The organism is Scytonema sp. PCC 10023, from assembly GCF_963920835.1.
Classification (GTDB): domain Bacteria; phylum Cyanobacteriota; class Cyanobacteriia; order Cyanobacteriales; family Nostocaceae; genus Kalymmatonema.
The window spans coordinates 1-8,940 of the sequence record NZ_CAWUDP010000184.1 but is presented as its reverse complement, the minus strand read 5'-3'; the positions used below and the strand labels follow the sequence as shown (position 1 = coordinate 8,940).

Below are 8,940 nucleotides of genomic sequence, written 5' to 3'. Positions count from 1 at the left end.
GTCTGTGCAGTGACATTGTTGGATAAATCTAAAATGCTGGGTTGAGGTTGTGCCTTTGTGGTGACATTGTTGGGTACATTTGATTCTTCAACTGGAGTTAATATATCTGGTGTGGGTACAACAGTTGGAGAATCGGGGGTAATCCCTTGTTCCGCGTTGAGAGACTGCCGCATCACTGTAGATTCATTCCCCAAAGTCGGTGAGGCAGTTGTTGATGCACCAGGTAATTGAGTTGGTTTTAACTTGTTATTTACGTCTGGTGTAATGACTGTTGGTGTTACTTTTGGAATTTGTTGTGATGTCGAAGCCGTTGGTTTATGTTGGCTGGGTTGAGAAGGTTGTGTTGTTTGTGTTTCTGTAGTGCTATTGTTGGGTACATCTGAAACACTCGGTTGAGGTTGTACCTTTGTGGTGACATTGTTGGGTACATCTGAAACACCAACTGGAGTTAATATTTCTGGTATGGGTACAACAGTTGGAGAATCGGGGGTAATCCCTTGTTCCGCGTTGAGAGACTGCCGCATCACTGTAGATTCATTCCCCAAAGTCGGTGAGGCAGTTGTTGATGCACCAGGTAATTGAGTTGGTTTTAACTTGTTATTTACGTCTGGTGTAATGACTGTTGGTGTTACTTTTGGAATTTGTTGTGATGTCGAAGCCGTTGGTTTATGTTGGCTGGGTTGAGAAGGTTGTGTTGTTTGTGTTTCTGTAGTGCTATTGTTGGGTACATCTGAAACACTCGGTTGAGGCTGTGCCTCTGTGGTGACATTGTTAAGTACATCTGAAGCACCAACTGGAGTTAATATTTCTGGTGTGGGTACAACAGTTGGAGAATTGGCGGCTATCCCTTGTTCCGCGTTGAGAGACTGCTGCATAGCCCTAGACTCAACCTTCTTGGCAGAGTTTTTCTTTGTTGCTTTTTTAGATTTAGCCGGATTTGCTTTAGATTGAGGTGTAGTTGGTTTTTTAGACTTAGCATTTTTCCGAGTTGCTAACTCAGAAGAAGCCAAATTTTTATTGGAATTATCGGTATTACTGGTTTTTTTTGCACTCTTTTTTAGATTTTTAGGTTTCTCGATAAAATTTTCATTGTTTTCATTGGCATTTTCATAAATTTCTAAATTTTTATCCAAATTCTCAAATTGAAATTTTGCTGATTCGGTTGAAAAATCAGTCTTTAAAGCAGTCTTCAAATTATCCCAACTCCTAAGATGTCCGTTCTTTCCTCCCTCTATCAATAAGTGCGATGATGTCAACAATGGTTTTAGGATTGCTAATGGTTTAATAAAACTTGATAAATGTAATAAATTAGAATTTTTTTTAGAAAAAAAACTATTGGCAATACCTAAAGAACTGTTTTGCCCAAGTGGAGGAAATGTCATTCCTAGTTGAGATTGAAGGATCTGCATAGTTGAGGTGAACAAATTGAAACTAATTGGAGGTGAAAAAGCCCGAATTAGAGCGTGTGGTAGGATTACCGCCGCCTCCTTGTTTGGCGACTTTTAAACCCTCATAAGCTAAAGTTAGTTCTTCAATAGCAACTAAACTCCCATCTGCCTGAAGTTCTGAAGATTTCCAGCCTATAGGAATAGCACCAATGAGAGTCCAGCTTTGCATTGTTTCACCTGCTTGGTTGAAAACTAAAATGTTGACATTTTGCCGAAGATTGTTTTCACCATTCTGTTCATCAAATATTTTAGTAGCCCAATTCAAAAAACCAAAGTTATCTGTGATGCCACGTTTGAGAGTAACGTCCGTAAATTCTACATGACCTAAGTAAATACGTTGCTGGTCGTTGACGCCACCTTCGTGAAAAACGTTTTTTTGAATCTGAAAGCCCAAGCCCGAACATTCAGTAAAAGATGCAGCAATAGTGCTGTCTATTTCTACATAAAAACGATTAGTAGTAACATAATTGAGTTCATGCTTAACATTACCATTACTACCATTAACCATTATAGACACCTCTGTTGACCATAATTTGTAAGCCTCTCTCTTTGCAATTGCAAGTCTTCTAGTAAGAGTTCATATACACGATCTGTAAGCTGGTTTAAAAACATCTCGTCAGTAAAATAATCTCTTACTGTTACGGCTGCTTGGAGATGCGCGGATGTTATTGAAGTTGCTTCGTATCCACCTATACCACCTATGTCTCCAATTGATGATGGAGAATCTAAAAATTTCCTAATACTGTTTTGATTGGAATCCATAACTGAAACAATGCCTCCTCAATTCAAGGCTAGAGGCATTGCATCAGAAGTAAAATTAGCCAAAGGTCGAATAAATGCCAACTACCTAAAAAATCATCGAAACCGTAAAAGTAACCAAATTATTTTGTCCCAGTTGTAATAAATCACCATTACTGAGACGGTAGGGAACACCAGAAGCAAGAATATTACCATTGAGATAAGTGCCATTTCGGCTGTTATCCATAATTATGTAAGTATTTTGGTTGCCATCCCAATAAATTCGAGCATGAGTACGAGAAACTACACCTTCATTAGGAATACCAAATAGATCGATTTCTGGTATTTTCCCACTCATTTGTGAACGGCGACCAATATAACCATCTTCTCTAAAAAAGCGAAACTCTCGTCCAGATGAATGCATGAGACTAAGCACTGGACGAGGAGAACTTGGTGGTGAATAAGTAGGTGGGGCTGCTGCTGGGGGATACGCGGGTGGTGGTGGTGTTGCTGCTGGGGGATACGCGGGTGGTGGTGGTGTTGCTGCTGGGGGATACGCGGGTGGTGGTGGTGTTGCTGCTGGGGGGTATGCAGGTGGTGACGGTGGCGGTAAAGGTGGAGTGATAGGGGCTGAATATTCAGGTTGGTTTACTACCTTTGGGGTAGAAGAAGCATTATGAGCGATCGCATTACCTAACGGAGTACCGCACATAGGGCAAACTTTAGCATTGTTAGGTAGGACGCGATTAAAATATTCGCATTTAGAATTAGGGCATCGATTGGCAGACATGGGACTGATTTTTTTTTGGCATCGCTTTTAAAGGAACAAGTCCTACTTTACTCAGTAGACACTGACCTTCAGAGGTAGTTAACATATCAGCAAATTTAGAAGCAGCAACAGCCGGAGGGCGGTTGTCTTTAAGGTACACAACAAATACAGGATAGCCCAAAGCGTACCTCCCTGATTCAAATGCTTGAACATTAGGATAATACGCTTTACCTTTGAGGCATCTCTGATACTCCTCAGGATTTATGGGTTGATCATCAGGTTGAAGCAAAGCTTGAGTAGGACCTGTATTCTCGTTAACTATAGCAAGGGGATAACCTCTACACTGACCTAAAATTTTACTGATTATACCGAAACCAATGATACCAGTTTGCCCCTTTTCCTTGTCCTTGTCAAACTCTTGATAAGCTAATTTCAAAATATCCTCGGTAAGTTGGAAACGATCCCGAGAGATGGTTGTATTAAACGAGTTGATTAAGTTCACATCGTCTTTGAGTACTTTTTTTTGAAATAAGCGTACTGCTTCAAGTTCTGTTGGAGCATAGGGTATTATGCGAAGATCGGGACCGCCTAAGTCCTTCCAATTATCTATTTCTCCTGTATAAATTTTACGTAGAGACTCAAGACTAATTTGCCCATTAAGAGCTTTGGCAAGATTTCTGTCTTTCTTACTACTTGCTACATAGACAAATAAACCATCATACGCAATCTTCTTTTTCTCAAACTCATCTGTCACTTGCTCTTGATCTTCTAAACTAGTAATCGCAAAGTTTTTATTACCTGACTTAACCTCTTCTATTGGTTTACTTTTTGTTGCGTTGTCTATAAATTTACCCTCTTTTGGTATATCTAATGACGCTACAGGCTGATAATTAAAATGTGCCTCTATCGTTGGTCTAGGTTTTTTCAATATATCTTCTAATTTCTTATTTCTTTCAACATTTTTTCTCAAAATATAACTCCACGTACTATCTCTTTCTCCTGTATAAGTATAGTTTCCTGGCTCGATACCACCGATACTTGCAAAATCGGACTTAGGTTGGAGCAGGGGTTTAGCTTGTTGGTTGCTTGAGCTATCTTTCAACCAGAACCATACTCGCCCTCCCATCAATACCAATGTCAAGATTCCTAATATGATCAAGAAGAATTTTCGGAAGCTTCTTTCTTGCTCTTCATCAACAACAAGTGGTGCCGAACTGCTGTTGTGTTGTTCTTTAGGTAGTGCTAATAAAGCTTCCCGGGCTTGTAGCGCACTTTCAAATGGATTATCAATCCCTATTAAGCGATGCAAAAATTTCTTTAAGTGGCGATCGCTATTAGGCCAATGTTCATCATTTCTTGGATCGACATCCCGTGTTTGTCCTACCCATGAATAAAAGGCGACTTGTGCCAACGCCTTTAAATCTTGCTGGGGTTTTGGATTTGAAGGTTGGGATCTAATAGAAGGTGGAATAAATAATTCTTCCCACAAAGTCAAATCACACAGGTATACATAAAGTTCCTGATGACCTTCTTCTTGAATTAAGACGCTATCTAAATTGATATTACCATGAGCCAGTCCAGACAGTATTTGGTTTGAAGGGAGGCGCAGTTTTTGAGTGTGGATAAATTCTAATGTTTGTAATGTTTCATTGAGTACATCACGTACTTGAAACGCTGGCATTGGTTCTTTTTTTTTCTCTAAAAATTCATTCAAAGTTTGTAATGTTTCCACCCTTTTCATAATCGCATAACAGCATTCTCGCTGTTGGTCAACAATTGCCTCCCAAGGATTAACGAGACGGAAATTTTGAACCCTGCCATCTGCTAAACTAACTCCAGCCACACGTTTAAAAGTCTCTTGACGCTGGCGAGTTTCTTCTTCGTTAAAACTCTTGTTAGGTAGCAGATATTCCTTTATAAGTACAGGTTCGCTATCACTTAATTGTATGCCTGAGTACAAGCGTCCTAAACCCCGCACTCCTAAATAACTTGTTACTTGATATACACTTCTAGAGCCTTTGATTTCTGCTTTATGGGGTAAGGTTGCTGGAAAACCGCACTCCAGACAAAACTTAGCCCCTTTTACTTCCCGTGCCGTTTGGCAAGGGATATCGCAACTCAAGGGAGCATTGCTAGAGCATCGATATTCCTTATAAAAATACTGAATTGAGGACATAAAGATTATATGTTTTAAGTTACTCTTTTGAAGAAACAAAGCTTTGATTGTAAAGTTTAAGCTCAGCTACTATTTAGAAACTTTTTAGCTTAAAACTTATTTTTATCTTTTTACTTTAACAGAACGTGTTATGGTTGTACTAGCCCTAATTTTATAGCAGTCACAATAGCTTGAGTACGACTAGTCACCTTTAATTTTTCAAAAATACTCGTGAGATGTGCCTTAACTGTTGCTACTGTGACATATAATTTTTTAGCAATCTCTTCATTAAAAGCGCCCTGAACTAACCAATACAAAACTTCTTGTTCTCTTTCTGTAAGATGCAACTTTTGGCAGGCTTTGAGATACGATTCTGAGTTAGCTTGAAAATGGCGAAAAAAACCGTTAGCAACCTCTGCAGGTAAATAGACTTCAGATTTTATCACTTTCTCAATAGCTTCATACAGTTGAATAACTAAGCGACTTTTAAAAATATAGCCTGCTGCACCTGCTTGCATTGCACGGTAAATCCAGTTATCTTCTTGATGTGCTGATAAGACTAAAACTTTGCCAGCATACGATATTTCTTTTAAACCTACAAGGACTGAAATCCCGTCACATGACACTAATTCTAAGTCTAACAATATGAGATTTGGATTATGTTGAATTGTCAGCTTTAAAACTTGCTCTAAACTAGCAGCTTCACCCACAACTTCTATAGATAGAGAAGCATTGACATTATAAAAATTGAGGAGAGTCCGTAATCCTTGACGGAAACGCTGTTCATCATCCACAATCAAAAGTTTTTGAGTAGTAGCCATAGAAAATCTTCTCCAGACAGTTATGCAAAACTTTTTGAGTAGTAGCCACGAAAAATCCTCTCTAGGTAGTCATAGAACGAGGTAAAACTATGGAAAATTGTGCGCCACCTGTTGGTAAATTCTGTGCGTATAAACAGCCGTGATGGTCAAGAACAATTTTCTTTGCAATAGTTAAACCTAAGCCTGTACCGCCTACACGACGAGAATAAAAGGGGTTAAACATCTTTTGGAGATCCTCTTGAGATAAGCCTATACCCTGGTCGGATATTTTAATAAGAATTTCATTTTGAAAAATTTGCCAGTTACAAACTATAGTTCCAAAGTGAGGACTGAAATGAACAGTATTACTTAGTAAATTATCAAATACTTGCTTCATTTGCAATCGATCAACTACCAGCGTGGTAGAGTTATCTGGTAAGCATATTTTTAGTTGCTTGTTATCAATCAAAGGTTTTAATCCCTGAAGACTTTCTGTGACTAAACTTTTCAAATCTTGGAGAGAAATTCTTAATTTTGTACTCTGACCGCAATAGATAAGTTCATTTAAGTTTGTGTCTAACTCCTGTACAGAGTCGCGAATGACTGTTGCTTGTTCTTGCCAAGAATTATTTTTCAATCCAAAGCATAAGTTTTGGGCATAGAGAGCAATTAATGACAAGGAGTTACGTAACTGATGACTAGCACGTTGAATAGTTTGTTCTAGTAGTTGAATTTCAGCCTTTTGTCTTTCCGACTCCGAAAATAGCTCGAAATACTTTTTCAGTATCAAAGCAGTTTTTTTCACTTGCTCTTGCATACTTTCTGAAAGAAATGTTTCAGCAAATATTTGAAGGTACTCTGCCTTTTGATTTCTATATATTAAAGGACAAAAATAACACTTTGATATTAAGAAATCAAAGTTCAATTCATTTAAGGTTAAAACATTAGGGAAGTTAGTTAACCATGTTTCCTCTCTCAAATATGTCAAAACCATTTGAGAAACAGGAAGGTGCTTTTGATTGAGACTCATAACCTCCTGAAAATCTTTAGTCACAGAATCCTGATAAACGACTCGAGCAAAAAAAATAGGATATTGAGTTGTTAGCTGCTCAATTTGTAATTGACAGAAATTTTGTAAATCTAAAGACTGTAAATCTTTGTCATAAGTCATTAGATTGTGGTTTGAGGAACCTACTGCCATTGTTTACCTCACTGTAGTAAAGAGTATGCTTGAGCCATCTATCTAATAGACCTCTTGCAAAAATGCATAACATGTCATGTTGAGCGTTCCCATAGCGTGCCGTGCCTCCTTTGGAGGTCGCACGGTACAGGCGATAGCCGTGGCGCAAGCCATAAGCATAGCGAAACATCTCGCGAGATTTTGAGGGTATGCCTTCGGTAGGCTGAGTCCCTCAGACACGCACTCGCGTTCGCCAACGCCGCCCCAAGGCGAACGCGAGTGCGTCTCCGCAGGAGATACGCTACACTGCGTTTCACTCAGAATGACATCCACAACTTTTCGACTTTTGCAAGAGGTCTACTATGTTAAGAAAATCTGCGATGCCAGAATTTCTTTATTGGCAGCACTTGAAGGATACACGTGAAACCTACCTGTTTTGCCAATGGGGAGTCTATCTTCCAAGATTTACTTTTAGGCTCTTATAATTTATAGGTGCGAGTAAGGACAACTTATGCAGTTGTGTGAAAAAAACGAAAAAAATTTGGTAGTATTTCTTCTGATTTACATACTATTGTAGATAACGTGCTGACACTCCGGTGATACGAGCGATTGCAGCCAACGATACGTGTTCAAGTAAGAGTTTATCAATTAACTTACGTGTTGAGTGGTTAATTGGTTGTCGAGTTGGACTTTCGATAAATTGTCGCCCACACTGCATGACTACCGGACGATTTTCGTTTGCTGATACCAAAGCAGCCTGTATAGAAAATTTTGCGTTAGACATGAGTTATTTTCTTTTAAGAGAAATAATGAACTCGTGAACTTCTATTTGTATATCTGGTTAGACCCAATTACTTGTGGCAGAACTTGTTACACTTCTTTACATTTCCGTCAGAAGTCACAGGCAATAAGCGGAACTTAAAGCATAAAGGCTTATCGCAGCACAAGGAAAAAGCCATACTCAGATTTTGCACCTAACCCTATAAGCCTGGATTTAGTCAAAAGCAGCGCAATAAAGTTGCGTGCAATACACAGCTGTAGAGACGTAGCATGCTACGTCTCTACATTATTCGTAGTGATGTATGTGATTCAAATGAGAACCGCTATATTTTCCCCCTTTTTAAGGCTTGCTCGGGGGGATTTCGATACAACTCGGTAGTTTACAAATATCCTCTAAGAAATGGAATGCTGCGTAGCGAAAGAACCCTAATCCAACTCTTCGAATATGGATGAGGTGCGTTCAAAACACTACGGTGTACAGAGTGTTTTCTCTGACACATATTCTTCTTAAAAATTGTAACCAATACCGAACATTAGCCCGACATCAGTTTGATCAAGGAAACCAACGTTTAGACCAGCAGTCGCGGTAAACTCAGGTGATAAGGGCACATCCACACCGCCAGTCACAAGAAAGCCGACGGTGCTATCTCCACTTGTGGAAATTGCCGCTCCCGCGCCAACGTAAGGAATAAAATTTATTTGTTCTTCTTCAAACTCTGTGACTGGTTTAACTGGAAAGTCAAATGTTACAGGCAGAAGAAACACAGCATTATCGCTGAGTACAGCAGCAGGGCGAAAAGAAAAGTTTGTTGTTATACCAATTTTGCTAAAGATAGTGAAGGCACCTTCACCTAGAGCAGTATCGCCGCCACTGAATCCAATATTTCCACCGATCCCAATATAGCTACGAGTTGCTCTAACGGGTAACAGTTCTAATGCTTGCCCTGGTGGTATTGGTTGCTGATTTCGTGGGGGAGTATCGGTATTTGGTTGCTGATTTCGTGAGGGAGTATCGGTATTTGGTTGCTGATTTCGTGGAAGAGTATCGGTATTTGGTTGCTGATTTCGTG

General features: G+C 39.4%; 8 protein-coding genes and 1 pseudogene. All 9 read right to left on the bottom strand.

What is annotated here, in order from left to right:
- Positions 1-1,409 (bottom strand): hypothetical protein (locus ACM0OZ_RS46610; protein WP_414589775.1); only part of this gene is annotated, 1,409 nt, incomplete at its 3' end.
- Positions 1,410-1,431: 22 nt separating this feature from the next.
- On the bottom strand, positions 1,432-1,956 hold the full coding sequence (locus ACM0OZ_RS46605; protein WP_414589774.1) for a phage tail protein: 525 nt from the start codon (positions 1,954-1,956) through the stop codon (positions 1,432-1,434).
- Entirely contained in the window at positions 1,956-2,210 is a 255-nt protein-coding gene (locus tag ACM0OZ_RS46600) for a hypothetical protein (protein WP_414589773.1), read from the bottom strand. Before ACM0OZ_RS46600 ends, ACM0OZ_RS46605 begins: the two co-directional genes overlap by 1 nt.
- An 85-nt stretch (positions 2,211-2,295) precedes the next feature.
- Positions 2,296-2,976, bottom strand: coding sequence for an FHA domain-containing protein (locus tag ACM0OZ_RS46595; RefSeq protein WP_414589772.1), 681 nt, complete (start codon positions 2,974-2,976; stop codon positions 2,296-2,298).
- Positions 2,954-5,077 (bottom strand): substrate-binding domain-containing protein, encoded by a 2,124-nt coding sequence (locus ACM0OZ_RS46590; RefSeq protein WP_414589771.1) that lies wholly within the window; start codon positions 5,075-5,077, stop codon positions 2,954-2,956. The genes ACM0OZ_RS46595 and ACM0OZ_RS46590 overlap by 23 nt, the downstream gene beginning before the upstream one ends.
- Before the next feature lie 182 nt (positions 5,078-5,259).
- Entirely contained in the window at positions 5,260-5,931 is a 672-nt protein-coding gene (locus ACM0OZ_RS46585) for a response regulator (protein WP_414589770.1), read from the bottom strand.
- Positions 5,932-5,992: 61 nt separating this feature from the next.
- Positions 5,993-7,111: a sensor histidine kinase gene (locus ACM0OZ_RS46580; RefSeq protein WP_414589769.1), complete on the bottom strand. Its 1,119-nt coding sequence runs from the start codon at positions 7,109-7,111 to the stop codon at positions 5,993-5,995.
- Between the two features lie 550 nt (positions 7,112-7,661).
- Positions 7,662-7,802: pseudogene (locus ACM0OZ_RS46575) on the bottom strand (IS1 family transposase); the annotation flags it as partial.
- A gap of 575 nt (positions 7,803-8,377) precedes the next feature.
- The coding region (locus ACM0OZ_RS46570; protein ID WP_414589768.1) for a hypothetical protein at positions 8,378-8,940 on the bottom strand (563 nt) is incomplete at its 5' end.